The organism is Planktothrix mougeotii LEGE 06226, from assembly GCF_015207485.1.
In the GTDB taxonomy this organism is placed as follows: Bacteria; Cyanobacteriota; Cyanobacteriia; order Cyanobacteriales; family Microcoleaceae; genus Planktothrix.
On the sequence record NZ_JADEWU010000008.1, the window covers coordinates 107571 to 132687 of the forward strand.

Annotated in this window: 24 protein-coding genes and 1 tRNA gene; 15 read left to right on the forward strand and 10 right to left on the reverse strand. The window is 40.4% G+C overall.

Going from position 1 to position 25117, the window contains the following annotated elements; all coding sequences use genetic code 11:
* The first annotated feature begins 58 nt into the window (after positions 1 to 58).
* Positions 59 to 475 (forward strand): DoxX family protein, encoded by a 417-nt coding sequence (locus IQ236_RS06060; protein WP_193868420.1) that lies wholly within the window; start codon positions 59 to 61, stop codon positions 473 to 475.
* Here IQ236_RS06060 and IQ236_RS06065 read toward each other — a convergent pair.
* Complete coding sequence (locus tag IQ236_RS06065; protein ID WP_193868421.1) at positions 453 to 1814, reverse strand: 2-succinylbenzoate--CoA ligase; 1362 nt, start codon at positions 1812 to 1814, stop codon at positions 453 to 455. The two genes, IQ236_RS06060 and IQ236_RS06065, sit on opposite strands and share 23 nt — an antisense overlap.
* A gap of 47 nt (positions 1815 to 1861) precedes the next feature.
* On the opposite strand from IQ236_RS06065, the gene IQ236_RS27620 reads away from it, so the two are divergent.
* On the forward strand, positions 1862 to 2047 hold the full coding sequence (locus tag IQ236_RS27620) for a pentapeptide repeat-containing protein (protein ID WP_322744088.1): 186 nt from the start codon (positions 1862 to 1864) through the stop codon (positions 2045 to 2047).
* Here the strand turns inward: IQ236_RS27620 and IQ236_RS06075 are convergent.
* The 4 genes from IQ236_RS06075 to IQ236_RS27980 all read right to left on the reverse strand — a co-directional run bounded on the left by IQ236_RS06075 (position 2034) and on the right by IQ236_RS27980 (position 6298).
* Positions 2034 to 4037: a serine/threonine-protein kinase gene (locus tag IQ236_RS06075; RefSeq protein ID WP_193868422.1), complete on the reverse strand. Its 2004-nt coding sequence runs from the start codon at positions 4035 to 4037 to the stop codon at positions 2034 to 2036. The two genes, IQ236_RS27620 and IQ236_RS06075, sit on opposite strands and share 14 nt — an antisense overlap.
* A gap of 99 nt (positions 4038 to 4136) precedes the next feature.
* Entirely contained in the window at positions 4137 to 5348 is a 1212-nt protein-coding gene (locus tag IQ236_RS06080; RefSeq protein ID WP_193868423.1) for an RNA-guided endonuclease InsQ/TnpB family protein, read from the reverse strand.
* A gap of 164 nt (positions 5349 to 5512) precedes the next feature.
* The gene (locus tag IQ236_RS06085; protein WP_193868424.1) at positions 5513 to 5968 is read right to left on the reverse strand and encodes a GatB/YqeY domain-containing protein; all 456 of its coding nucleotides are present in this window, start codon (positions 5966 to 5968) and stop codon (positions 5513 to 5515) included.
* A 201-nt stretch (positions 5969 to 6169) separates the two neighbouring features.
* The gene (locus IQ236_RS27980) at positions 6170 to 6298 is read right to left on the reverse strand and encodes a hypothetical protein (protein ID WP_265578678.1); all 129 of its coding nucleotides are present in this window, start codon (positions 6296 to 6298) and stop codon (positions 6170 to 6172) included.
* Between the two features lie 23 nt (positions 6299 to 6321).
* Between IQ236_RS27980 and IQ236_RS06090 the strand changes: the two genes are divergently transcribed.
* The 9 genes from IQ236_RS06090 (at position 6322) to IQ236_RS06130 (ending at position 16964) form a co-directional block, all read left to right on the forward strand.
* The gene (locus IQ236_RS06090) at positions 6322 to 7314 is read left to right on the forward strand and encodes a ribose-phosphate pyrophosphokinase (protein ID WP_193868425.1); all 993 of its coding nucleotides are present in this window, start codon (positions 6322 to 6324) and stop codon (positions 7312 to 7314) included.
* Positions 7315 to 7779: 465 nt separating this feature from the next.
* On the forward strand, positions 7780 to 9387 hold the full coding sequence (locus IQ236_RS06095) for an MSCRAMM family protein (protein WP_193868426.1): 1608 nt from the start codon (positions 7780 to 7782) through the stop codon (positions 9385 to 9387).
* A gap of 297 nt (positions 9388 to 9684) precedes the next feature.
* Complete coding sequence (gene purB, locus IQ236_RS06100) at positions 9685 to 10980, forward strand: adenylosuccinate lyase (RefSeq protein WP_193868427.1); 1296 nt, start codon at positions 9685 to 9687, stop codon at positions 10978 to 10980.
* 114 nt (positions 10981 to 11094) lie between these two features.
* Positions 11095 to 11805 (forward strand): M15 family metallopeptidase, encoded by a 711-nt coding sequence (locus IQ236_RS06105; protein ID WP_228041448.1) that lies wholly within the window; start codon positions 11095 to 11097, stop codon positions 11803 to 11805.
* 140 nt (positions 11806 to 11945) lie between these two features.
* Positions 11946 to 13832 carry a S9 family peptidase gene (locus IQ236_RS06110; RefSeq protein ID WP_193868428.1) on the forward strand — a complete coding sequence of 629 codons (1887 nt, stop codon included), beginning with the start codon at positions 11946 to 11948 and terminating at the stop codon, positions 13830 to 13832.
* An 85-nt stretch (positions 13833 to 13917) separates the two neighbouring features.
* A complete protein-coding gene (locus tag IQ236_RS06115; protein WP_193868429.1) occupies positions 13918 to 14781 on the forward strand; it encodes an SPFH domain-containing protein in 864 nt (287 codons plus the stop codon).
* A gap of 114 nt (positions 14782 to 14895) precedes the next feature.
* The gene (locus IQ236_RS06120; RefSeq protein WP_193868430.1) at positions 14896 to 15189 is read left to right on the forward strand and encodes a hypothetical protein; all 294 of its coding nucleotides are present in this window, start codon (positions 14896 to 14898) and stop codon (positions 15187 to 15189) included.
* Positions 15190 to 15195: 6 nt separating this feature from the next.
* The gene (locus tag IQ236_RS06125) at positions 15196 to 15867 is read left to right on the forward strand and encodes a Fe2+-dependent dioxygenase (RefSeq protein ID WP_193868431.1); all 672 of its coding nucleotides are present in this window, start codon (positions 15196 to 15198) and stop codon (positions 15865 to 15867) included.
* A 107-nt stretch (positions 15868 to 15974) separates the two neighbouring features.
* On the forward strand, positions 15975 to 16964 hold the full coding sequence (locus tag IQ236_RS06130) for a hypothetical protein (protein ID WP_193868432.1): 990 nt from the start codon (positions 15975 to 15977) through the stop codon (positions 16962 to 16964).
* Between the two features lie 62 nt (positions 16965 to 17026).
* Here IQ236_RS06130 and IQ236_RS06135 read toward each other — a convergent pair whose 3' ends face one another.
* Entirely contained in the window at positions 17027 to 19087 is a 2061-nt protein-coding gene (locus tag IQ236_RS06135; protein ID WP_193868433.1) for a prolyl oligopeptidase family serine peptidase, read from the reverse strand.
* 193 nt (positions 19088 to 19280) lie between these two features.
* On the opposite strand from IQ236_RS06135, the gene cofG reads away from it, so the two are divergent.
* The 4 genes from cofG to IQ236_RS06155 all read left to right on the forward strand — a co-directional run bounded on the left by cofG (position 19281) and on the right by IQ236_RS06155 (position 20949).
* Positions 19281 to 20258: a 7,8-didemethyl-8-hydroxy-5-deazariboflavin synthase subunit CofG gene (gene cofG, locus IQ236_RS06140; RefSeq protein WP_193868434.1), complete on the forward strand. Its 978-nt coding sequence runs from the start codon at positions 19281 to 19283 to the stop codon at positions 20256 to 20258.
* Positions 20259 to 20274: 16 nt separating this feature from the next.
* Positions 20275 to 20345, forward strand: a tRNA-Cys gene (locus IQ236_RS06145).
* Between the two features lie 50 nt (positions 20346 to 20395).
* Positions 20396 to 20620, forward strand: a complete 225-nt coding sequence (locus IQ236_RS06150; protein ID WP_193868435.1) for a DUF433 domain-containing protein — start codon at positions 20396 to 20398, stop codon at positions 20618 to 20620.
* Positions 20617 to 20949: a DUF5615 family PIN-like protein gene (locus tag IQ236_RS06155; protein WP_193868436.1), complete on the forward strand. Its 333-nt coding sequence runs from the start codon at positions 20617 to 20619 to the stop codon at positions 20947 to 20949. Before IQ236_RS06150 ends, IQ236_RS06155 begins: the two co-directional genes overlap by 4 nt.
* 180 nt (positions 20950 to 21129) lie before the next feature.
* Here the strand turns inward: IQ236_RS06155 and IQ236_RS06160 are convergent, their stop codons facing one another.
* From IQ236_RS06160 to IQ236_RS06175, 4 genes are all read right to left on the reverse strand, one after another.
* Positions 21130 to 21897, reverse strand: coding sequence for a hypothetical protein (locus IQ236_RS06160; RefSeq protein WP_193868437.1), 768 nt, complete (start codon positions 21895 to 21897; stop codon positions 21130 to 21132).
* On the reverse strand, positions 21894 to 22391 hold the full coding sequence (locus IQ236_RS06165; RefSeq protein ID WP_193868438.1) for a hypothetical protein: 498 nt from the start codon (positions 22389 to 22391) through the stop codon (positions 21894 to 21896). The genes IQ236_RS06160 and IQ236_RS06165 overlap by 4 nt, the downstream gene beginning before the upstream one ends.
* A gap of 305 nt (positions 22392 to 22696) precedes the next feature.
* Positions 22697 to 23551 (reverse strand): restriction endonuclease, encoded by an 855-nt coding sequence (locus IQ236_RS06170; protein WP_193868441.1) that lies wholly within the window; start codon positions 23549 to 23551, stop codon positions 22697 to 22699.
* 327 nt (positions 23552 to 23878) lie between these two features.
* Positions 23879 to 24742, reverse strand: a complete 864-nt coding sequence (locus IQ236_RS06175; RefSeq protein WP_322744089.1) for a DNA adenine methylase — start codon at positions 24740 to 24742, stop codon at positions 23879 to 23881.
* Positions 24743 to 25117 lie beyond the last annotated feature (375 nt).

Consider the following 25117-nt stretch of genomic DNA (forward strand, 5'->3'; position numbering starts at 1 on the left):
AGTAAACTTATTCATGACTTACTGTTCCCTGTTCCCTACTATAAAAAGAGGTTAAATAATGATACAGTTTATTCCGTTAATAGGACGAACATTTTTAGCAACGATTTTCATTCACGCTGCGGTTAATAAAATCTTGGATTTTGCCAATACTCAAACGATGATGACAGAAAAAGGTTTACCGTTTGCAGGGGTATTATTAGTAGTAACTATTATTATCCAAATTGTCGGAGGATTATCCTTAGTGGTCGGGTATAAAACCCATTTAGGAGCTTGGCTTTTAATTCTATTCTTAATTCCAACAACCTTCATCTTTCATAATTTTTGGGATATCCCTTCAGAAAAAATTGATTTTTTCAAAAATTTATCAATTATGGGTGGGTTACTGATGATTACCTATTTTGGAGCAGGGCCAGTAAGTGTTGATGAACATATTACGATGAGTAATACTGACTTTACTGATCCTGATAATCCTTAAGGAATTCTTGCAGCAGTTTTTGATTTAATTTCCCTTGAGAATTGCGAGGTAACTGTTCTAAAGGAATCCACAATTTAGGATGTTTAAATTTAGATAATTTTCCGATCATTGCCTGTTTTAATTCCACCAGAGAAACCTGTTTAAAACTCGGAACATAGACCGCAACCACAATTTCACCCCAGTATTCATCCGGTTTCCCTATTACACAAATATCCTGAACTAAACCCGTAGAAAGAATAACCGCTTCTACTTCTGTGGGAAATACATTTTCTCCCCCAGTAATAATTTTATTACTCTGTCTTCCTACTAATGTTAAATATCCCTGTTCATCCCAATAACCTAAATCATCAGGGATAAAACTATTAATCCGCCTTTGAGGATCAAAATTATCGTGATAATATCCTAACATTAAGGAATCCCCTTCAATTGTAATCAGTCCGGGTTGATTTGGTTTTAATTCGGCTCCATTTTGATCCTGAATTTTAATTTTAGCATGGGGTAAAACCTTCCCACAGCTATTATTTCCCCGTAAAAAATCCGGGGGTTTTAAGGTAACAATTTGAGAAGCAGTTTCTGTCATTCCATAGGTTAACGCCAGAGGAATTTGAGCCAAACGACTTTGTTCTAATAACTCTAACCAAGGGGGCGCTCCTCCTAATAAGACTATCTGAAATTGAGATAACCAATTTGTTAAGGAGGGCTGTTGTAATAAGCGATATAATTGGGTGGGAACTAAGGAAATAAAATAGTCATGAGGATTAAAATTAATCCAGTCTTCTGCTTCTACAGCTTTAAAGGATGTAATCATGAATTGTCCATCGGTTAAAAGCGATCGCATCCACTGCATTAATCCACTAACATGATAAAGGGGTAAAGTACAAAAAGAATGAATAGCAGAAGTTTGAAAATATTGTTGAACGCCAATAACTGAAGCCGTTAAAGTATCTAAAGTATGAACAGCAAACTTAATATTTCCTGAAGTTCCTCCCGTGGGAATCATAATCAGATTTTGAAGCAATTCATGAGTTTTAGGGAGAGAATTTTGATACTCTAAAATTCGACCTTGAGAGATTAACAAATTAGGTTTAACTAATTCATAAACTTGTTTCCATTCTTCTTTTCCCCATTGAGGATTGCATAAAAACACAGGACATTTTACTGTCACCGCAGCTACAAAAGCCGATAAAAACAAAATCGGATCAGATTCTGATATTAAAATTTTAGGATAACTTTTATTTGATTTTTGCCAGTGATTAATCTCTTGTAAATAATTTATTAAAAATTCTTTCTGATCTAAATTAACCTGATTTTGGCTTTTGATTTTATCAATAAGATCCATAGTGAACTCTACTGAACTCTCCCTTAATTTTCCTGAAAAGGGTTATAGTGCTACCTCTTACAGTTGTAGAGACGCGCCATGGCGCGTCTCTACATGGCGCGTCTCTACATGGCGCGTCTCTACATGGCGCGTCTCTACATGGCGCGTCTCTACATGGCGCGTCTCTACATGGCGCGTCTCTACATGGCGCTGTTCTAAGAGTGCTACGCACTAAAGATTTCATTCCAACTTAGGTGTAGTAATAGGTTGAGAGTCTGGGGAAGGAAGGGGAGTAGATTCTGGGGCTGGTTCTGGAGTCGGCTCTGGTGTGGGACTCGGTTCCAAGGACGGTGCTGGAGTCGGTTCTGGTGCTGGAATTGGGGCTGGTTCCGGGGTAGGAGCAGGAGTCGGAGGCGGGGTAGGCTCCGGCGTAGGTTCCGGGGTAGGTGCTGGTGTCGGAGCAGGCTCCGGTGCTGGAGCAGGGACGGGTGCAGGCTCCGGTGCAAAGGTCGGTTGAGGACTGGGTTCCGGTTCAGGAAGGGGGGCAGGTTCCGGTTCAGGAAGGGGAACAGGTTCCGGTTCAGGTTCTGAAGGCGTAATGGGGGAAAGGGTATTAATTAACGTCAGGTCTAACTTATAGTTACTTTCGGGTAGACCAGGAATAGGATTGAGAATTACGGTATACTCCCCGGTGGAGGGTAAAGTTCCTTGCCATAAAGAAACCGCTTCTCCCTGATTAATCGGTTTTTGATCCGGGCCAAGTAAGGTTAACAAAACTCCTTCCCCACTGACAGAGGCATAAAACTGTTGTCCAGCTTCAGCCAGAACCACATAGTTAGCAGCTTGATTAGCTTTGAGATTACCTTCAACCACCGTTGGTTCTCCCACTACTAAATTCAAGCGCTTTGTAGTGGGGGTGGGTACAACCGGAGAAGGGGTCAATCCGGGGCTGAGGGTGGGGTTCGGAGTTAAGTTGGGTAAGGGGAGGGACGGTATAGGACTTGAAGGACTAGCCAGGGGAGGATTGACTTGCGAGGGGGGCTCTTCGGGGTTGCGGTCGGCAATTTTCAGGAATCCTTTAACTAAAGCCCAAGATCCCCAAGCTGCTAAACAAGCCACCAAAACACCCGCTATAATCACGGTGATGGGTTTATCCCAGAGGGATTGAGAGCTTGAGAAAATCGGATCAGGGTTAGGAGTGAGGGCAGGGGTCGGAGGCGTAACAACAGGACTATTATTGTTCTGGACTTGCTGTTGACCTTGTTGAGTAACTAAGGGTCGTCCGACCGCTAGGGTGGGGAGTTGAGAAAAATTCGGGTCTGGGGGTTGGGGCGTGGGTGAAGGAACGGGAATCGGTACAGTTTGAGTCGGGGGAAAACTCAACGGTTGATTCAGGGTTTGTAATGCTTGTTCAACGTCTTGAGCCGATGGATAGCGATCGCTCGGTTGCCGACTCAACATTCGATTAATAATTTGAGCAAAATTCGGACTGACATTACTATAAGGTTGCCAATTCCAAGATAAAGCCGTTTGGTCGAGTAAATATTGAGGTTCTTGACCCGTTAATAAAACAATAGCTGTTACCGCTAAAGCATATAAATCACTACTGGGAAAAGCTTGTCCCGTTTGAATTTGTTCAAAAGGAGCATACCCTAATTTTCCCACGCGAGTAGCCGGAGGTAAGGTTAAATCAGGGGTATTGATCCGAGTTGCTAATTCAATTACCACCCCAAAATCAATTAATATAGGCAGTTGATCTCGTTGACGTAAAATAATATTATCCGGGGAAATATCTCGATGAATAATTCCCAAACTATGAATATGGGCTAAAACGGGCAACATTTGCCGTAAAAATAGCACAATTTCAGCTTCTGTAAAGGTTGGAGGAAAACCTGGTGCTGCTTTTTTCCGCTCCATTAATAAAGCGTGATAGGTTTTCCCTTCCACATAATCTTGAACTAAAAATAACCGTTGATTTTCTTCAAAAACCGCTCCAAACTGGGGAATTTGAGCATGATGAATTTGGTAGAGAATTTGGGCTTCCCGCCGAAACAGTTCTTTAGATTTTTGTAGGGCGTAGGTTCCCGTTTGGACGGGAATAAATTCTTTTAAGGCGCAGCGCTCGTTAAATCTTCCTTGATCTTCGGCTAAATAGGTACGACCAAACCCCCCCTGGCCTAAAACACCAATCAAGCGGTAGCGGTTTTGCAGAATTGTCCCAACGGGAATAGCAGTTTGCGTCATGCTTCTAGCAGGTGAGTGATCAAGAAACCCAGATGAAAATTAACCTTTCGTATTATAGATCTTAGGTACAATTCCACAGGTTCATTGACACTCCCCAGCCTAAAGGCGTGGGGATTCTTCGTTCACAGACCCAACTTGCCCAGACAAGATTACTCCAGCCTGAGTAGAGGTAGAATCTCCCGAAGCGTTCGGATTTAAAATCCAGGTTCCTACGTGACCCGTAGTACCCAAGGCTAAATTCAGAATATTGATAGCCGCGTTCCAATCTCTATCTAACTCACATCCACACTGACAACGGTGGGTTCTTGTCGATAGAGATTTTTTCACAACTGCACCACAGTTAGAGCAATTTTGAGAAGTATAAGCCGGATTAACCGCAATCGTGATCTTGCCAAATTTAATTCCAAAATACTCTAACCATTTCCTGAATTGATGCCAACCCGCATCATTAATCGACTTGGCGAGACAATGATTTTTGACTAAATTTTTAATCCTCAAGTCTTCATAGGCGATCAAATCGTTAGATTGAATAACGCAACGCGCCAGTCTCTTGGCGTGTTCTTCACGTTGCCTACTTATTTTGAGGTGGACTCGCCCGAGTCGATTAACGGCTTTCGTTCGGTTAGCCGAGCCTTTCTTTTTGCGTGAAACTCGTCTTTGTCGAAATTTCAGACGCTTCTCACCGATTCGATAAAATCTCGGATTCGGTTCAGTCTGTCCATTGCTATCGGTGTAGAACTCTTTGAGTCCTACATCTAAACCAATCGTTTTACCTGTGGGTTTAGATTCTACTTTGTGATCAGCATTAACTAAAAACTGAACATAGTAGCCATCTGCACGTCGAACTATCCTCACCCGTTTAATCTGGTCTATTGGGTAGAAGTTTAAATCCCACGTTCCTTTGAGTTTTAACTTGCCTATCCCTTTGCTATCGGTGAAAGTAATCTGTTTACGGGTTTCAGAAAGTTTCCACCCGCTCACTTTATATTCAACTGAGCGGCAGTTTTTCTTAAACTTTGGATAGCCTTTTTTGCCCGGAATCGACTTTTTGCAATTGCTATAGAACCGAGCAATTGAGCTATAAGCTCTTTCAACTGCTACTTGGCAAGCGTGAGAATTCAAGGCTTTCACAAAGGGAAACTGGGCCCTCAATACGGTGTTCTGACGATACAGTTCTTTCTGCCCTACGTCTCGATTGTCCATCCAGAAACGAATGCACTTGTTCCGAACAAATTGGGCTGTGCGAATTGCATCATCGATAGCAGCATATTGAGTTGTTTTTCCTTTTGCCTTAAACTCTAAAACGAGCATTTGACGTGGATAAACCCTACGGCAATTATCATAACACAATTAAAGTTGTCCTAGACTGGCGAGGCTTGAAACCCATATCTTTGGTCACGGCTGACTACAGTAGGGACGGTCTGGATTCCGCAATCGCGGTTGGCTGTTAAGCGTCAACAACCAACCGTCCACTCTCAACCTAACTTTGCTTTCACCAGTTCCTGAACCTTTTTACCGTCGGTTTGACCTTTTAAGCGTTGCATGGCTGGCCCCATCACTTTCCCCATATCTTTAGCAGAAGTTGCACCCACCTCGACAATAACGGCATCAATAATGGCACTCACTTCTTCATCGCTGAGTTGTTGGGGAAGATATTCTTCGATGATGGCAAGTTCAGCTTTTTCCTTGTCGGCTAAATCCTCCCGTCCAGCGTTTTGATATTGTTCAATGGAATCTCGACGTTGTTTCGCCGATTGAATTAACACTTCTAATTCTTGCGCTTCGGTGAGGGAATCTTTTCCGTCTGCTCCAGGGCTGGTTTCCTTCTCTAACAGCACTTTTTTAATGCTGCGAACGGTTTCTAGCCGCACCTTGTCCTTAGACTTCATGGCAGCTTTGATATCTTCACTAATCCGATCTTTGAGACTCATGGCTTCTAAGCTAACTTCTATTTATTCCCCAAATCATAGGAGGGAGACTCCTAGAGCAAATATACAGTTTCTTCTTGCTTTATTGACTGAATTGTCTTAACATTAATTCAGGATTTTCCCTATTTTAATTTGATCACTCTTTCTCCACAATTAATATAGAGGACGTTTGATTTGCACAATTTCAAGCAGCAGTGCTTCCGCTTACCGAAAAACGTCGTTTTCCGTTGGCTTGGCTGCTGAGATGTACTCAACAGACAACAGCCAAAATTCAATTCGCCAAACCTGTTCCGAATTCCAGTCTTTTCTGGAATGATTAAGATTGATTGCCATGTCATGAACTGTGAGGGTTCGCCGTGATCCGTTCTGCTACATTACCCCTTCCGTATTCTGAGCCATTAGTTGCTGATCACAGTCGGTTACGACTCTTTTCAGGATCGGCAAATACGCCCCTATCCCTAGAAGTCAGCCGTTATTTAGGAATTGACCTGGGGCCAATGGTTCGTAAGCGATTCGCTGATGGAGAAATTTACATCCAGATTCAAGAGTCGATTCGAGGCTGTGATGTCTATCTGATTCAACCGTCTTGCTATCCGGTCAATGACAACTTGATGGAGTTGTTGATCATGATTGATGCTTGTAGACGGGCTTCTGCGCGTCAGATTACGGCGGTTATTCCCTATTATGGATACGCCAGAGCCGATCGCAAAACCGCAGGTCGTGAGTCCATCACGGCTAAATTAGTGGCTAACTTGATTACTGAAGCGGGTGCTAGTCGAATTCTCGCCATGGATTTACACTCGGCTCAGATTCAAGGGTATTTTGATATTCCCTTTGATCATGTTTATGGTTCTCCGGTAATTTTAGATTACCTGATGAGCAAACAGTTATCCGATATTGTTGTTGTTTCCCCGGATGTTGGTGGAGTCGCCCGTGCTAGGGCTTTTGCTAAAAAACTCAATGATGCTCCTTTGGCAATTATTGATAAACGTCGTCAAGCGCATAATGTCGCAGAAGTCCTAAACGTGATTGGGGATGTCAAGGGGAAAACGGCTGTTTTAGTCGATGACATGATTGATACAGCCGGGACAATTGCTGAAGGTGCTCGTTTATTACGTCGAGAAGGTGCCCGTCAAGTCTACGCCTGCGCCACCCATGCGGTCTTTTCTTCTCCCGCCATTGAACGTTTATCGAGTGGGGTGCTTGAAGAAGTGATTGTTACCAATACAATTCCCGTTATTCCCGAAAAACAGTTTGATCAGTTAACAGTTTTGTCTGTTGCGAATTTACTGGGGGAAACAATTTGGCGAATTCACGAAGATAGCTCTGTAAGCAGTATGTTCCGATAATCAGTTATCAGTTATCAAGTATCCGCATCATCAGTTATCAGTGTAGAGACGCGCCATGGCGCGTCTGTACCAGTTATCAGTTATCAGTTATCAGTAAAAAATTGACAGTTTATTGTTGATCGTTATTAATATTTTAACTTGTTTCTGATTCCTGAAAATTTCAATAAAAATCCTAATTTTAATAATTATGAAAACTAACTCTATAAAGCTTAACTAAATGTAACAGAGACGGATTTTAGGATTGATCAGGGGAGTCGGGAAGCCATTATGTTTAAGATCAATAATTTGATTTCCTGACGGCTCACTGCTGTCATTTGGCCATCTAAATTCATAAAATTTAATTCTAGGGCTTCTAACTAGATGAAAAATAAAGTATAGAGTAACATAATAGCCAGATTCTCAGTTTTGAGTCGAAAACCATAGAGGATAGTTCGATTATTCAGTCATAATAGGACAATTTATCTTATGTTTGATCCAAACGCCTCTAATCCGATTCCTTTGTTCGATACCGGTTTGGAGAGGGACAGTCGCCAAAACCCGGCTCCGATTACATTGGCTTCAGGACAAAACCTCAACGGCATTAACTTCGGTAATACCCAACTCGGCTCCATCAGTGGGACTAAGTTTAATGATCTCAATCGAGATAGCCTGCTTACGCCTGGAGAAGCGGGTTTAGCCGGATGGACTATCTTTATTGACACCAACAATAACGGCACCTTAGAAGCCACAGAACCCACTACCCTAACCAATGCCAGTGGCGGGTATGCCTTCACCAACTTAACGGCGGGAAATTATACCGTTCGAGAAGTGCAGCAACCGGGATGGGTACAAACCACTCCGAACCCTGGCCCGGTGAGTGTGACCGGGGGTGGAGATATCACCGGAATTAACTTCGGGAATAATCAATCCGGTACCATCACCGGAATTAAATTCAACGATAGTAACGGTAACGGATTATTTGATGCGGGTGAAACCCCATTACAGGGATGGACAATTTTTGTTGATGGTAACGGGAATGGCGTTCCCGATACTGGAGAAGGAACCTTAGTGACCGGTGCCGATGGTCGTTACACCTTTGCCAATGTTCCACCGGGGAATTATACCCTACGGGAAGTACAGCAACCGGGATGGACACAAACCACGCCGAACCCTGGAGCCGTTGGGGTCAGTGGGGGTACCAATGCCATTGTTAACTTTGGCAACCGTCAGTTGGGTTCCATTAGTGGAGTCAAATTTAATGATCTCAATAACAATGCCACCTTTGATACAGGGGAAACCGGTTTAGCGGGATGGACAATTTTTATTGATGCCAATGGTAACGGAACCTTAGAAGCGACAGAACCCACAACTGTAACCAATGCTAATGGTGGGTATACCTTCACCAGTATTCCCGCAGGTAACTATAGTGTTCGAGAAGTGCAGCAACCGGGATGGGTACAAACAACCCCTAATCCTGGCCCAGTGAGTGTAACCGGAGGCTCCAATATCACCGGAATTAATTTTGGGAATAACCAATTTGGAACCATCACAGGCATAAAGTTTAATGATACAAATACTAATGCCTTGTTTGATGCCGGTGAAGCCACGTTACAGGGGTGGACGGTTTTTATTGATGCCAACGGGAATGGTACGCTTGAAGCCACAGAAGCGGCTGCCGTTACAGGCGTTGATGGTCGCTATACCTTTGCCAATGTTCCCCCTGGGAATTATACCCTGCGGGAAGTGCAGCAAACTGGATGGACACAAACGACCCCTAACCCTGGCTCCGTTGGCATCAGTGGTGGCACGAATGCTATCGTCAACTTTGGCAACCGTCAGTTTGGCTCTGTCAGTGGCATAAAGTTTAATGATACAAATGCCAATAGTTTGTTTGATGCGGGTGAAACCCCGTTGGCGGGGTGGACAATTTATATTGATGCCAATGGTAACGGCACTCTGGATGCCACAGAACCGACAACGGTAACTGGAACAAATGGCAGTTATGTTTTCACGAACGTTCCGCCCGGAAATTATATCCTACGGGAAGTTCAACAACCGGGATGGGTTCAAACCGTTCCCCCAGCACAAGCTTAATTACGAATTACGAATTACGAATTACGAATGAATTAAGCGTCCGGGTAAGCGGATAATTGTTTTGTTTTTTTTTGCACATAACTTTTGTAGAGGCGCGCGAGTTCGCACGTCTCTATATTTTTTATCGGCTATCGCTGATCCCCATCAAAAGTTAAAATAAGACGGTTGTGCTGAATGGGATGTTAGTAACATCGCTCGGATACGACAGATAGGAAATTGAGATCAAACTGTCTCAGAGTCTCCTGTTGACCGATTAACGTCTCTTTTGACATCAAAGTGAACATCTAACCTTAGAATATGATAGAACGGTATACTTTGCCCGAAATGGGCAATTTGTGGACAGAGACTTACAAGCTGCAAACTTGGTTACAAGTAGAAATTGCCGTCTGTGAGGCACAGGCAGAGTTAGGATATATTCCATCAGAAGCCGTTGAAGAAATTAAAGCTAAGGCGAATTTTGATATTAAGCGGGTGCTGGAAATTGAGGCAGAAGTCCGCCATGATATGATTGCCTTTTTAACGAATGTCAACGAATATGTAGGGGATGCCGGACGCTACATTCATTTAGGCTTAACCAGTTCCGATGTACTCGATACGGCTTTAGCGTTACAATTGGTGGCGAGTGTGGATGTGTTGTTAGAACGCACGGAAGCTTTGAGTCAAGCCATTCGTTATCAAGCGCAACAGCATCGAAATACGGTGATGATTGGTCGTTCCCATGGTATTCATGCTGAACCCATTACCTTTGGCTTTAAATTAGCGGGATGGTTAGCGGAGGTTTGTCGCAACCGAGAACGTTTGGTGCGTCTACGTCAAACCGTTGCGGTGGGTAAAATTTCTGGGGCGGTGGGAACCTATGCTAATGTTGATCCCAGGGTAGAAGCGATCGCTTGTCGCAATTTAGGTCTGGAACCCGATACTGCTTCCACCCAAGTGATTTCCCGTGATATTCATGCGGAATATGTGCAAACTTTAGCATTATTAGCGGCGAGTATTGAACGGTTTGCAGTGGAAATTCGTAACCTACAACGCACCGATGTTTTAGAAGTCGAAGAATTTTTTGCCAAAGGTCAAAAAGGTTCCTCGGCAATGCCGCATAAACGCAACCCTATTCGCAGTGAACGCTTAACGGGAATGGCGCGAATTATTCGGGGAAATGCCGTTGCTGCCTTAGAAAATGTTGCCCTTTGGCATGAACGGGATATTTCCCATAGTTCCGTTGAACGGATGATTTTACCCGATTCTTCAACGGTGGCTCATTTTATGTTAGTTGAACTCACGGATTTAGTCAAGAATCTGTTAGTTTATCCCGAAAATATGCAGCGCAATATGAACCTTTATGGTGGAGTAGTCTTTAGTCAACGGGTGTTATTAACCTTAGTTGAAAAAGGCATTAGTCGCGAAGAAGCCTATAAAATTGTACAATCTTGCGCCCACACCGCTTGGAATCAAACCAATGGTGATTTTCAAGCTCTAATTAGGGAAAATGATCAAGTCAAAGCCAAATTATCTCCTGAAGAAATTGATGCTTGTTTTGATCCTAAACATCACTTAAAAAACCTTGATCAAATTTATCAACGGTTAGACATTTAAACCTAATTCATCGTAGGGGCGAGGCGCGCCTCGCCCCTACAGGAGTTTGTAAATTCATATATTTCCTGAATTAACCTGGTTTCTAACTCATGACATTATCCTCTTTTTAACCTTATGTTTTCTAAACCCATGATGCGATTATTTTTATTTTTATTCATAATTTTGGGAATTAACTGTTACTCTGTTACGGCTCAAAATTTAACACCGCCTGTTTCTTCTCCTCCTGCTTCTCCTCCTCCCATTGTTGTTCAAGATTATAATCAACTTTCAGAAGCGGAAAAATTAGTGGATATTAGAAGCGTTAATCTGAATATTCGTCTCGATATTCGCTATGCCACAACTAACAATTTTTTAAAGAAAAAAATCTATTCTGTTCCTCGTTGTTTGTTGCGTTCTGATGTTGCCCAACGCTTATCAAGAGTACAACAAAATTTAGAAGAAATGGGATTAGGTTTAAAAGTCTATGACTGTTACCGTCCCCTGTCTGTAACGCGACAAATGTGGGAAATTTTACCCGATAGTCGTTATGTGGCAAACCCGGCTAAAGGGTCTCGCCATAACCGAGGAGCGGCGGTTGATTTAACTTTAGTTGATTTACGCACAGGCGCTGAGTTAGAAATGCCAACAGCCTTTGATGATTTTACCGACAAAGCGGCTAGAGATTACCCCGGAAATACCCCTCAAGTTCGTCGAAATAGTGACTTACTTGCTGTTAAAATGAAACAACAAGGATTTATCCCCTTAATTACAGAATGGTGGCATTTTGATGCGCCAGGATGGGATCAATACGGCCTTTTAGATGTTCCTTTAGAAAATATTCGTTAGAACTCATTTCTGATTTCAGGGCTGTTTGATCCCCTAGAACAGGATAAAATAGCCCTTGGAGGGTTGAAGTTGCCAAAGCCCAAACAATCAACTGTCAGTTGCGTCACAATAGAGACAGTTAAATTTTGAACTGATCAAGTATGACAACTGCAACTGAACTTCCGCCTTTAATTCCTCGTGATCTCCTGTTTGGCAACCCAGAACGCACGAGTCCGAGTTTGTCCCCCGATGGCAAATATTTGGCTTATATTGCCCCAGATGACAATAATATTTTACAGGTTTGGTTAAAAACCGTTGGAGAAGAAGAAACTCAAGCTTTAACCCGTGATCCAAAACGGGGAATTCGATTTTTTTTCTGGACATATAACCCAGATCAACTGATGTATGTTCAGGACTCCGATGGCGATGAAAATTGGCATTTATATTTAGTTGATGTCAAAACGAATATTGTTCGAGACTTAACCCCTTTTCAAGGGGTTCGGGCACAAGTGGTTAATGTCGATCACAAATTCCCCGATCAAATTTTAGTCGGAATGAACCTCAGAGATCCCCAAGTTTTTGATGTTTATCAGGTGAATTTAAAGAATGGGGCTGTTGATTTTCATACGGAAAATCCGGGTAATATTTTAGGATGGACAGCCGATGCTGACTTTAAAATTCGGGCGGCGAGTTCTAGTACCGAAGATGGGGGGTTTGATTTATTATATCGAGAAACAACCGAACATCCTTGGGAAACCCTACGTCATTGGGGGCCCGATGAAGAAGGGGGGGCAGCTTTCTTTTCTAATGATGGCAAAATTTTGTATATGGTGGGCAACCATGATGCTAATGCAGAACGATTAATTGCCTTAGATTTATCAACTCGTCAAGAAACAATAATTGCTGAAGATCCTGAATATGATATTGGGGGATTATTAGCCCATCCTACAACCCGAAATATTGAAGCGGTTTCTTTCTATAAAGATAAAGAAGAATGGCAGATTCTTGATGAAAGTATTGTCGCAGATATTGAGGCGATCAAGCAAATTCGTCCGGGTGAATTTGGCATTAGTCGGACGTTATCGGATGAAAAATGGCTGATTAGTTTTGTCGTTGATGACGGCCCGGTGTATTATTATGTTTACGATCGCCCAACCAAAACCCACAGCTTTTTATTTAGTAATAAACCCAAATTAGAAGGCTTACCGTTAGCCTCTATGGAACCCATTTCTTACACCGCTTCTGATGGCTTAACCATTCAGGGTTATTTAACCAAACCTGTTGGTGTTGCGCTTCCCGCCCCGACGGTGATGGTGGTGCATGGTGGCCCCTGGGCGCGAGATACCTGGGGTTATGACTCGGAAGCCCAATGGTTAGCCAACCGGGGTTATGCGGTCTTACAGGTGAATTTCCGGGGATCAACGGGTTATGGGAAAGCGTTTGTGAATGCGGGAAACCGAGAATGGGCCGGAAAAATGCACCAAGATCTGATTGATGGGGTGAATTGGTTAGTTGAAAATGGCATTTCTCAGCCGGATAAAATTGCCATTATGGGGGGATCTTATGGGGGGTATGCTACGTTAGTCGGGTTAACTTTTACCCCTGATGTTTTTGCTTGTGGGGTGGATATTGTGGGCCCAAGTAATATTATTACCTTGATGCAAAGTATTCCGCCTTATTGGGAACCCATTCGCAAGAATTTCTATCATCGAGTGGGGAATTTAGACACGGAACCGGACTTTTTAAAAGCGCGATCACCTCTATTTTTTGTTGACCGCATTGAAAAACCGTTATTAATTGGTCAAGGGGCTAATGATCCCCGTGTTAAACAGGCGGAAAGTGAGCAGATTTTTGAGGCGATGAAACAAGCGGGTAAGCCGGTGGAATATGTTTTATATACCGATGAAGGTCACGGTTTTGCCCGTCCAGAGAACCGTTTACATTTTTATGCCATTGCTGAAGAGTTTTTGGCTAAATATTTAGGAGGACGGTTTGAACCTATTGGAGAACTTACCGGACATTCGGGTGTGGTTCAATCTTCAACCTAGTTTTTAGAATATCCCCCTATTTTTAGGGGGATGATGCTAAAATAGGTGTAAATCCTTCCCCTAAATTATAAATATTAGAAATCCTATGTTCCAGTATATTCTGGGTATTTTATTTCCGATTATCATTGGATTTACACTGAATTCCTCAGTTAAGGTGATTAGTACCAGTGATCAAGCGATTGTTGAACGATTAGGGAAATATAAACGCACCCTAAAACCGGGGCTTCAGTTTATTGTTCCTGTGGTAGAAAAAATTGTTTATTATGATACAAACCGGGAACGGTTATTAGATATTGATCCCCAAGAAGTGATGACAAAGGATCAAATCACTCTTAAAATTAATGCAGCCGTTTTCTGGAAAATTGATGATTTACAGAAATTTTATTATAACGTTGAAACCAATAAAACAAAAGAAGCCATTTCTAATTTAGTTTTAACCACCCTGCGGGCAGAAATTGGGTTAATTAATTTAGAAGATTTATTAGCTAAAATTAAACAATTGAATAAAGGATTATTAGAAGCTTTAGCAGAAGGAACAAAAAGTTGGGGAATTACCATTATTCGAGTTGATTTGCAAAATATTACACCTCCGAAATCTCTACAGGATGCAACGGAACGCAAGCGAGTTGCTGAAAGTCGCAAACAGGCAGAAATTTCGGAAGCTCAAGGACAAGCTCAATCTATTCGAGTCTTAGCTGATACGTTAGGATTAAAAACAAATAGTCCTGAATTCTTAAAATTTTTAATTACAAAACAATATGTTGAAGCCAATCAACAGTTAAGTCAAAGTCCTAATGCAAAAGTTATTTTTATGAACCCCAATCAATTAACAGAACCTATTGCTCATTTAATGGAAAATGAATCGGAACATACAACCCCTTCTATTATTTTACCTAATTTGGAAGAAGTTACTAAACCTCAATCTAATCCTAACACTCAAAAAACCTAGGATATTGCTCTATACTCCAACGACCCCAAATTGATTTTTATTTCGTCACCACTTTGTCACTATTCCATGACTACAATGGGCTTAGTTTCAAATCAAGGACTAAGGATTAAACCCATGAATAGCAATAAAAATAACGGTCTGTCTACTCGTACTAAGATTTGGATGGGAGTGGGTGCTTATATTTTAACAAGCGGATTGTCCGATGTTGCCAATGCTTCTGCACCTCATAATTTGAACCCAGAAATTCCATCCAATATTTCGATTTCAGGGGCTACTTTCACCCCTTCTGAGATGTTACACGCAGCTACTGAAGGCGACAAAGATGGGAAAACAGATGACAAAGGAAAAGACAAGAAAGGTGATGAAGGCGGAGAAAGTGGAGAAAGTGGAGAAGGTGGAGAAGGCTAACATCTGATGATTTTTTGTATTGCTGATGTTCTCACACCAGAAGAACTAGAAACAACTTTGACGTTACTTCAACAAGCTGAGTTTATAGATGGAAAAACAACGGCTGGACGGTACGTTAAAGAAGTTAAAAATAATCAACAAATCAAAACCGATACGGAGATTACTTCCGAACTAAGAACGATTGTTCTCCAAGCTTTAAAGCGTAACGAACTGTTTCAAATAGCAGCACGTCCTAAAGCAATTCGCCCGATTATTTTCAGTCGTTATGATGTGGGAATGTATTATGGTTCCCATTTCGATAATGCTGTGATGGGAGATGAATTTATTTCTCGAACAGATGTTTCATTAACTTTATTTCTCTCTGACCCTAATACCTATCAAGGGGGAGAATTAGTGATTGAAACTTCATTAGGGGAACAGAGTTTTAAGTTAGATGCAGGTTCGGCGATTGTTTATCCGTCTTCGACCTTACATCGTGTAGAAACAGTAACTGAAGGGACTCGCTGGGCGGCTATTACTTGGATTCAAAGTTTAGTTCGTGACCCATCTAAACGAGAAATATTGTTTGATTTAGATACCGCTCGTAGAAGTATTTTCAAACAATATGGCAAAACTATAGAATTCGACTTGATTGCTAAAAGTCACGCCAATTTATTGCGGAAATGGGCTGATATTTAACCCCAATTTAATTAAAATGTAGGGGCGTTTAATCAAATGTCTCTACATCAGGGCTATAGTTTAAACTCCCCCACGTTTTCGATTTAAACACAACAGGAGAAAAGATCATGAGTCTGTATGAATCTAACGATGATCATAACGGTTCGGATGATTATTATCAACCGAATTCAGTAACAGGTATTACCCCAATAAATTACACTAATTATGATAATAGTTGGGACAATAACAGTTCAGATGATTATTATCAACCGAATTCAGTAACAGGTGTTATCCCAACAAATTACACTTATTATGATAATAGTTGGGACAATAACGGTTCAGATGATTATTATCAACCGAATTCAGTAACAGGTGTTATCCCAACAAATTACACTTATTATGATAATAGTTGGGACAATAACGGTTCAGATGATTATTATCAAGCCAATTCAGTAACAGGTATTACCCCAACAAATTACACTAATTATGATAATAGTTGGGACAATAACGGTTCAGATGATTATTATCAAGCCAATTCAGTAACAGGTATTACCCCAACAAATTACACTAATTATGATAATAGTTGGGACAATAACAGTTCCAATAATTATTATCAAGCCAATTCAGTAACAGGTGCTACTCCAACGACAAATTTAGATATTGTGACAGGAACCCATTGGGATGATGTCTTACAAAATCCTCAATATCAAGAGAATTTACTTGAAACTTTTGACGAGAACTATTATCGACAAACCAATCCTGATGTTAATTTAGCCATCACTCAAGGAACCCTATCTTCAGGTTTACAACAGTATATTTATTTAGGAGAAACAGAAGGACGTTCACCGAATCAATTCTTTGATGAATCCTATTACTTAAATACAAATCCTGATGTCGCAAATGCTGTCCAAGCTGGGGTATTTAATTCAGGTTTTGAACATTTTGTGATGTCAGGTGCTGAGGAAGGACGAAACCCCAGCACCCAGTTCAACACAGGATTTTATTTAGCACAGAATCCTGATGTTATGCAAGCCATCAACAGTGGAGTTGTCAGCAATGCGTTTTCTCATTATACCCTGTATGGTCAGTTTGAAGGTCGGGTTGCAACATCAATTTAAACTGAAATAGAAATAGAAACCCGATTTCTCCAAGAAAGCGGGTTTCTAATATCAATGTTCAGTTAGAAATTCATATTCAAAACTTGCTTTAAAAAAGCAAATTCATCAGCAATTTCCTCAATTATTTTAGCAGTGGGTTTTCCGGCACCATGTCCGGCTTTAGTTTCAATTCTAATTAATACTGGATTTTCCCCTACATGGTTTTCCTGTAAGGTTGCAGCAAATTTAAAACTATGGGCGGGAACCACTCGATCATCATGATCTCCAGTTGTAATTAAAGTGGCGGGATAAGCCGTTTCTGACTTTAAATTATGCAGAGGAGAATACGCATATAAAGCTTGAAATTCTTCGGGATTTTCCGGGGAACCATAATCAGAACACCAGGCCCAACCGATGGTAAATTTATGGAAGCGGAGCATATCTAAAACCCCTACCGCAGGTAACGCTGCTGCAAATAAATCTGGGCGTTGAATCATACAAGCTCCAACTAATAACCCGCCGTTACTTCCTCCCATAATCGCTAATTTTTGAGAGGAGGTATAGCCTTTTTTAATTAACCATTCCGCAGCGCCAATAAAGTCATCAAAGACATTTTGTTTTTTCAATTTTATCCCCGCTTGATGCCAATCTTCTCCATATTCTCCCCCTCCTCGTAAATTGGCGATCGCATAAATTCCACCCATTTCTAACCAGACTAAACGACTAATAGAAAAGGAGGGTGTGAGAGAAATATTAAATCCTCCATATCCATATAAAATTGTGGGGTTATTGCCATTTAATTCTATCCCTTTTTTGGCTGTAATAAACATCGGAATCAGAGTTCCGTCTTTACTGGGATAAAAAATTTGTTGGGTTTCGTATTCGTCGGGATTAAAATCAACGTTAGCTTGGCGGTAGATTGTACTTTCTCCTGTCACGAGATTGTATCGATAAATGGTATTAGGAGTGGTAAAACTGGTGTAACTGTAAAAGGTTTCGGTATCATATCGTTTTCCAGCAAAACCATCCGCCGAACCAATTCCCGGTAATTCAATTTCTCGGACAAATGATCCATCTAAATTAAAAATTTTAATTTGAGTATGGGCATCTTTTAAATAATCCGTAATAAATTGATTATTTAAAATGTTAACTCCTTCTAGGGTTTCTGGAGCTTGGGGAATCACTTCGGTGTGAGTTTTGGTATTAATATTAATGGCAATGACTCGACTCCGAGGAGCATCTAAATCCGTAGTAAACCAGAAGTTTTCTCCTTCATAATCAATAAACCGATAACTGGCTTTAAACTCTGAAATGAGTTCTATAACGGGGGAATTTAGTTGAGTTAAATCTTGATAAAAAACCAAGTTTTTAGGTTCAGTTCCCTGCCAAACGGAAATAATTAAATATTTGCCATCTTCCGTTAGAAATCCATTAAATCCCCATTCTTTATGATCAGGACGTTCATAGATTAAAGCATCTTCAGATTGGGGCGTTCCTAAACGATGATAATAAAGTTTTTGGAAATAATTCGTTTCTTCTAACGGTTTTCCCTCTTGAGGTTCATCATAACGACTATAAAAGAATCCTTGATGATCATGTGTCCAAGATGCTCCTGAAAATTTCACCCATTTTAAATGATCGGATAAATTTTCTTGGGTATTAATATCTAAAACTTTCCATTCTTGCCAATCAGAACCTGAAGTGGATAACCCATAAGCCATGAAATTTCCATCTTCACTAATTGCCATTCCTGATAACGCAATCGTTCCATCAGGAGACAGGGTATTGGGATCTAATAAAACTTTCGGTTCTGCATCTAACGACTCTAAAACATACAGAACACTTTGATTTTGGAGTCCATCATTTTTAAAATAAAAATAGCGAGTTCCTTGCTTAAAAGGAGTACCATATTTTTCATAATCCCACAGTTGCGTGAGGCGATTTTTAAGGGTTTCTTTGGCTGGAATATTATTCAAATAAGCAAATGTAACTGCATTTTGGGCTTCAACCCATGTTTTCGTTTCTTCTGAGTCTAAATCTTCTAACCATCGATAGGGGTCAGCAACGGTCACACCATGATAATTATCAACTTGATCACATTTTTGAGTGTGAGGATAGCTGAGGATTGGATTTTGTTCAGACATGAGATTAAACAATAAAGGGTGAACCAAAAGTTATCGGGATAAATCAACCTGAGATTACACTTATAGGGTATGTAAGCGCAACTTCACAAACCACTGGATGATTAAATTAACCGACTTATCCTATTATAATTCTAATGGGTCATTATTCTCCCAGAAAAAAGCGAGAAAAACTTCACACTTAAATTGAAAATGTATGAATGGAAACATTACTTACAGTCCTGCTTATACGCTTGTCCCGACTTATGACTGTTTTAATCGCTGTAGCTATTGTAATTTTAGAACCAATATCGGTGAAAGTCCTTGGTTAACTTTAAATCAAGCCGAACAACTCTTAAAACCACTTCAAAATCAAGGAATTAGTGAGATTTTAGTGTTAAGTGGGGAAGTTCATCCGAATAGTTCTCAACGTTCAGCTTGGTTTCAACGAATTTATGAGTTATGTGAATTCGCTATATTTTTGGGGTTTTTACCTCATACTAATGTTGGGCTGTTAACTTTGGCAGAAATGTCACAATTAAAACAGGTGAATGTTTCTATGGGGTTAATGTTAGAACAAATTACCCCTAAGTTATTAGAAACCGTTCATCACCATGCTCCGAGCAAAGTCCCTCAATTACGCTTACAACAGTTAGAATGGGCTGGAGAATTAAACATACCGTTTACAACCGGATTATTATTAGGAATTGGAGAAAATTCTCAAGACTGGCGAGATACTTTAAATGCGATCGCAACCGTTCATCAACGATGGGGACATATTCAAGAAGTGATTTTACAACCTCACAGTTTAGGAAGTCAACAAATAGGACACAGAGACAGTTTTGATTTACAGCAGTTACCGGAAGTTGTAGCGATCGCTCGTTCTATTTTACCGCCTGATATTACCTTACAAATTCCTCCTAATTTAGTCAGCCATCCTGATATTTTATTAGCTTGTTTAGACGCAGGAGCGCGAGATCTCGGTGGAATTGGCCCCTGTGACGAGGTGAACCCCGATTATCCCCATCCTGATGATCAAACCTTACAGGCTATTTTAGCCCCTAATGGGTGGCAGTTGGTGCGACGTCTACCTGTTTATCCTCAATACGATACTTGGGTTGTTCCTGACCTACAAGGGGTTGTGAGCAAATGGCGCAAAAAGCTTGCAATTTCAGAAACATCTGTGTTATATTAAATAACTGCATGGTCATGGCGGCATAGCCAAGCGGTAAGGCAGAGGTCTGCAAAATCTCCATCCCCGGTTCAAATCCGGGTGCCGCCTTTAAAAATAAATCTAATTGTAAATTGTCTGTTGTTTCGCCTTACGAAGCCATGCAGTATCAAGACATCATCACGATAGAACCTGGAAAGCGAGGAGGTAAACCTTGTATTCGGAGAATGCGAATCACGGTTTATGATGTGCTGTCTTACTTAGCTTCAGGTATGACCTATGAGGAAATCCTCGATGATTTTCCTTATCTAACTCAGGAAGATATTCTGGCTTGCTTAAGTTATGCGGCTGACCGAGAACGACAAACATTAATGATTCAAGCATGAACCTACTGTTTGATCAAAATCTGTCACCTCGATTGGTCAATCGTCTTGCTGATTTATATCCTGACTCTCAACACGCTTCCTTGATTGGTTTAGATCAAGCAGATGATCGCGTACTGTGGGAGTATGCAAATCAACATGGCTTTACTGTTGTAACCAGAGACTCTGATTTTAGTGAGTTGAATGTTTTGCGAGGATTTCCACCAAAAGTGATCTGGATTCGACGAGGTAATTGCTCAACAAATCAGATTGAAGAAATTTTGCGATCGCATTATCAAGACATCATCCAGTTTTACGAAGATCCTGCTCTTGGGGTGTTAGCGCTGTATTAGTATAGTTTTACCGTCCTATCCTACCGGATTTGCTCACTATGTCTGGGTTACAGTTGTAGGTTGCAGGATAGGTTGCGATCGCCTATACCTGATGTTGAATCTTTTCAAGATTAACCCAATAAAGTTTGCAGCCTATAGTGCTAAGAAGGATAGAATGCGATCGCGAAATTAGATTTCAAACTAGGAATCTAACACTCTCCCCTGGAAGGCTCTACCTATCCAAGAGGTAAAATAACCTTTTTCTAAACAGTAATTGTACATTCCATCCAAATTGTGAATCTGCTTACGAGTCAGGTCATTGTGTATACGCTTAAGGATGATGACTCCATTATCAACATCAAGAGCTTTGGAAGGATTAAATGCAACACTTTCGATGTGAGCAAATTCCACCTGATTTGAGTGAGTAAAAATATCTCCAGTAAACTCACAACTACATATCTCATATTTATCGATTCGCTCACTCTTCAAGTACGGACGGCACTGGGCAATCTCTTGCAAGAAAGCATCCTTCATGTCTCTTACTTGAGAATTCTCGACTATCTTTTCGTATATTCTAGCTGCGATTGCCAGATACTGTTTTGTCTTACCTGATTGAAAACTTTTCCTAGTTGCAATAAGTGCTAGCAAAGTAGGGCCTGATATATGATCGTTGCCGTCGATAACAATAATTGCAGATCCACCAATAATACCTGGTATACCTTGGTATACAAGAGGTCTTTCTGCCCCAGAATTACCAGTTCTTAAAATTGGAGCTAGTCCACTGGCACGTATATATGGTATGCCATTAACATATATCTTTGTATTAGCAAAGAAAGCATTCACAATTGATGTTATATGCCCCTTATCTAGTCTTTCTTCCGCTACTTTTAGAGCAATCTCCAGTTCATTTTTGTCTGCAATTTCATTCAAGTTATGATATCTGACAGTAGGCAGGTTTTTGTTATTCATGCTTTACCCGTTAAACGCTTATAGATGAGAGTGATTTTTTGAGATACCTCATTGTTTAAGGAAGAATCGTCACCCACATTCTTATCAGGATGAAATTGGTTGATCATTTCATCTCTCCATTTCTTGGCTAAATCTTTATTGAGATAGTGTTCCCTCGTTATTCCTATCTCATTTTCAAGGCAACCACCCTGTTGCTTGAGAATGCAAAAAGCCAATTTGTGTTTAGTAGAGATGAAAAATTGCTCAGATGCTTCTGGATTCTCACTTGAAAAATTCCGTTTTTCACTAATGTAGTTACCAGGCGATGAAATTCGTTCGTAAATTCGCTGTGAGTTCACTTTTTGGATGGCTTGAACTGCTTCCCACAGTTCTTGCCAACCACGAGCTTTTAGCGCAATCCTTTCACTCAAACTGTTTTGTATTTCTTGGCGAATGTCTTTATAAGATCCCAATTTCTTGAGATCATCAAGTGTCTTAACTTGAAACCATTCCATAATTGAATGAGCTTTGCTAATGCCTGAACTAGATGGGCTACAATCTCTATATTTCCCAAATTGGAAAAAATTTTAACATAATCAGGAACTTTTAGAAAAGGATTAATGATATCTTACAGGCAGGCACTTGCGTGAGGTGGAGTATTCGGGGAGTATGTCAAGCCAGAGCGTTAGAACAATTGCGATCGCCCCTCGCTATAGGTTGGGTTGAATCTGTCACCTCCTTACTTGTGAATCAGTCGGTAACGTGAAACCAACCATAACCCGATTGGGAGATCGCATTAAGTTAAAGGGTAGATTGATGGTTAATCTATATGGTAAGCAGCATCGCCAACTTGTCGAACTAATTCAACACATTCTTTTATTTTTTCAGCAAAACCGTTTACTTTATCAGCAGGAATATCGCTGTTTAAGGCAAAAAGGTAATCTCTAATGGCAATTTGTAGTTGAAGTTGTACCTGCAACAATTTTAAAAAAGTAGACCAATTTGGAATAGCAAGACAAACATCTTCAAAATATTTGCGTGAACCACACTCAGCTACAATTGCCCGTTCTAATCTACCAAGCAGATCAACGACATACCCTAGTTTCTCAACTTCCTCTTCAGTAATCCAGTAACGATACTCCATTGCCAATCTAGTTTTATCTTCGCTTGTCCGAAACGTTTCAGGATTGGGCGGAAGTAGATTTTGTATAAATGGTGGCAATAATCCAAAAGATATTGCTAATTCTCTAGCATCAAAGCTTCTCAAAATTTCATTTTCGATTTTCTCCCGTTCCCAAGGAGGAAGAACTCGAATCTTAGGATGATTTTGTTTCCACTTTTCAAGCCAATCAGTACAGGGCGTAGTTAGGTGACTTGAGACAACTATCAACATAACTTGCGGTTGTTCGGCTTCTACCCATACCGACAAACCGTCAAAAGCACTAGGAGGAACACCTGTTTGATAATGCTTAACTTCAACAAAATATGTTTCATTAACTTCTTCTCCAAGCGCACCTGGCCGACGAAACTGCACTTCGATGTCTCTTCCCTTATCTCCAGGCCCTTTTCGCCATCTAATTTGTTGTGGGTTTTCTGATTTCAGAACTGTAAACACAAGTTCTTCAAATTGCTCGTCATTTATTTTATCCCAACAAAACTTCTCAGTGAGCGACATACTGGTTCAAATATAGTAATAGCGTGAACGAGTAAAACTAATTTAGCATTTAAACTCTCATCGATAACCTTAAAACTACTGCCATAACTTAGAATGAAGCTGTCGCAGAACGTTCAGGCGCAGCCCAGTTGTTAGGCGGTGCTATTAATATGCACAACCATCTTTGTGTGTTAAAGCCCATTCACCATTCGACAATTGTGTGGCTTTGAGATCGTCATTTGGGAATTCGACCTCATCTCCCTCTGTGCAATCGCCAATTTCAAGATAGGTTACGTTTTCTTCAGATCGATTAATCAGTTTTTCCTGTTTTTTTGTTGTTCATGCCTTTTAAGGTTTGGGAACATAATTTAAAACTAAAACCTCATCTATTTTACCTCGTTTGAGAGCATTAGAGTTAATACTGCGGGTTGCAGAAACAAAAATTGTTTCCTGATAATCTTTATACAAATCCAAGATGAAATCTGTGGCTGAATTACTCAACATCACATTACATCCCTTTTCTGTTAATTCATCAACAACTTGTTTTAAACGTCTTTGTTCATTTTGATTAAATCCATTAATATCATATCCGGTAAAAGAAGCAGTATTAGATACCGGATCATAAGGCGGATCAAAATAGACAAAATCCCCTTTTTTCGCATCTTTAACAGCTTCAGCAAAATCACGATTTAAAAAAGTTACTGATTTTTGTCTTAAATAATCATTAACTCCCCTTAACACCGCCTCGTTTAATATATTGGGATTTTTATAACGACCAAAAGGAACATTAAAATGTCCTTTAGAATTAACTCTAAACAATCCATTGTAACAGGTTTTGTTTAAATAAATAATTCGAGCAGCTTTTTCTGCTTTAGAAAATTTACTATACTGTTTTAAACGATCAATTCCCCGAAGATCATCATAATATTCTTTGGAATTTTTCGCTTTGTGAACTTTTAAAAGCTCAATAAGTTCTTCAACATCATCTTTAATCACTTGATAACAATTAATTAATTCACTGTTGCTATCATTAACAATTGCTGTTTTAGGTTGTAACTCAAATAAGAGTGCTCCTCCTCCTAAAAAAGGTTCAAAGTATGTGGTTTTACCTATATTTTTAGGAAGATATTTGAGAATTTCAGGTAATAATTGTCTTTTACCTCCCGCCCATTTTAAAAAAGGTTTAACTAGGGGATTTTTTTGCACAGTCACAGACTAATAATTCCTTCAAATTTTAGGAGCATAGTCTATTTTAGATTAAATTGAAATTTTAGTCAATATATTTTATTGAAAATTCTTTTATCCTTGTGGGAGAAGGGTAAGGGGAAAAAAACTATTTCCCTTTCCTAATGTACTATTTACCCAAAATGCTTGATTATTTGTTATTCTATTCAACGTGAACTAACCAACAGCATCTAAAACTTCAATGACTCAGCCGATTTATCAGCCTCCTTTTAATCTCAAAAACGGTTTCTTGATGACCATTTATGGGGCTTTAAGAGCCAGTCGAACTTGGGAAAAGACCATTAACTTACCTGAGCCTCCCTATCAAGAAGTAGTATTTTCAGGGGCGGGAGGGGTTCCGAT

Excerpts from the sequence above, each read along its gene's own strand:
- IQ236_RS06060 (WP_193868420.1), top strand. The coding sequence starts at position 59 with ATGATACAGTTTATTCCGTTAATAGGACGAACATTTTTAGCAACGATT.
- IQ236_RS06065 (WP_193868421.1), bottom strand. The coding sequence starts at position 1,814 with ATGGATCTTATTGATAAAATCAAAAGCCAAAATCAGGTTAATTTAGAT.
- IQ236_RS06075 (WP_193868422.1), bottom strand. The coding sequence starts at position 4,037 with ATGACGCAAACTGCTATTCCCGTTGGGACAATTCTGCAAAACCGCTAC.
- IQ236_RS06080 (WP_193868423.1), bottom strand. The coding sequence starts at position 5,348 with ATGCTCGTTTTAGAGTTTAAGGCAAAAGGAAAAACAACTCAATATGCT.
- IQ236_RS06085 (WP_193868424.1), bottom strand. The coding sequence starts at position 5,968 with ATGAGTCTCAAAGATCGGATTAGTGAAGATATCAAAGCTGCCATGAAG.
- IQ236_RS27980 (WP_265578678.1), bottom strand. The coding sequence starts at position 6,298 with ATGGCAATCAATCTTAATCATTCCAGAAAAGACTGGAATTCGGAACAG.
- IQ236_RS06095 (WP_193868426.1), top strand. The coding sequence starts at position 7,780 with ATGTTTGATCCAAACGCCTCTAATCCGATTCCTTTGTTCGATACCGGT.
- purB (WP_193868427.1), top strand. The coding sequence starts at position 9,685 with ATGATAGAACGGTATACTTTGCCCGAAATGGGCAATTTGTGGACAGAG.
- IQ236_RS06105 (WP_228041448.1), top strand. The coding sequence starts at position 11,095 with ATGTTTTCTAAACCCATGATGCGATTATTTTTATTTTTATTCATAATT.
- IQ236_RS06110 (WP_193868428.1), top strand. The coding sequence starts at position 11,946 with ATGACAACTGCAACTGAACTTCCGCCTTTAATTCCTCGTGATCTCCTG.
- IQ236_RS06115 (WP_193868429.1), top strand. The coding sequence starts at position 13,918 with ATGTTCCAGTATATTCTGGGTATTTTATTTCCGATTATCATTGGATTT.
- IQ236_RS06120 (WP_193868430.1), top strand. The coding sequence starts at position 14,896 with ATGAATAGCAATAAAAATAACGGTCTGTCTACTCGTACTAAGATTTGG.
- IQ236_RS06125 (WP_193868431.1), top strand. The coding sequence starts at position 15,196 with ATGATTTTTTGTATTGCTGATGTTCTCACACCAGAAGAACTAGAAACA.
- IQ236_RS06130 (WP_193868432.1), top strand. The coding sequence starts at position 15,975 with ATGAGTCTGTATGAATCTAACGATGATCATAACGGTTCGGATGATTAT.
- IQ236_RS06135 (WP_193868433.1), bottom strand. The coding sequence starts at position 19,087 with ATGTCTGAACAAAATCCAATCCTCAGCTATCCTCACACTCAAAAATGT.
- cofG (WP_193868434.1), top strand. The coding sequence starts at position 19,281 with ATGAATGGAAACATTACTTACAGTCCTGCTTATACGCTTGTCCCGACT.
- IQ236_RS06150 (WP_193868435.1), top strand. The coding sequence starts at position 20,396 with ATGCAGTATCAAGACATCATCACGATAGAACCTGGAAAGCGAGGAGGT.
- IQ236_RS06155 (WP_193868436.1), top strand. The coding sequence starts at position 20,617 with ATGAACCTACTGTTTGATCAAAATCTGTCACCTCGATTGGTCAATCGT.
- IQ236_RS06160 (WP_193868437.1), bottom strand. The coding sequence starts at position 21,897 with ATGAATAACAAAAACCTGCCTACTGTCAGATATCATAACTTGAATGAA.
- IQ236_RS06165 (WP_193868438.1), bottom strand. The coding sequence starts at position 22,391 with ATGGAATGGTTTCAAGTTAAGACACTTGATGATCTCAAGAAATTGGGA.
- IQ236_RS06170 (WP_193868441.1), bottom strand. The coding sequence starts at position 23,551 with ATGTCGCTCACTGAGAAGTTTTGTTGGGATAAAATAAATGACGAGCAA.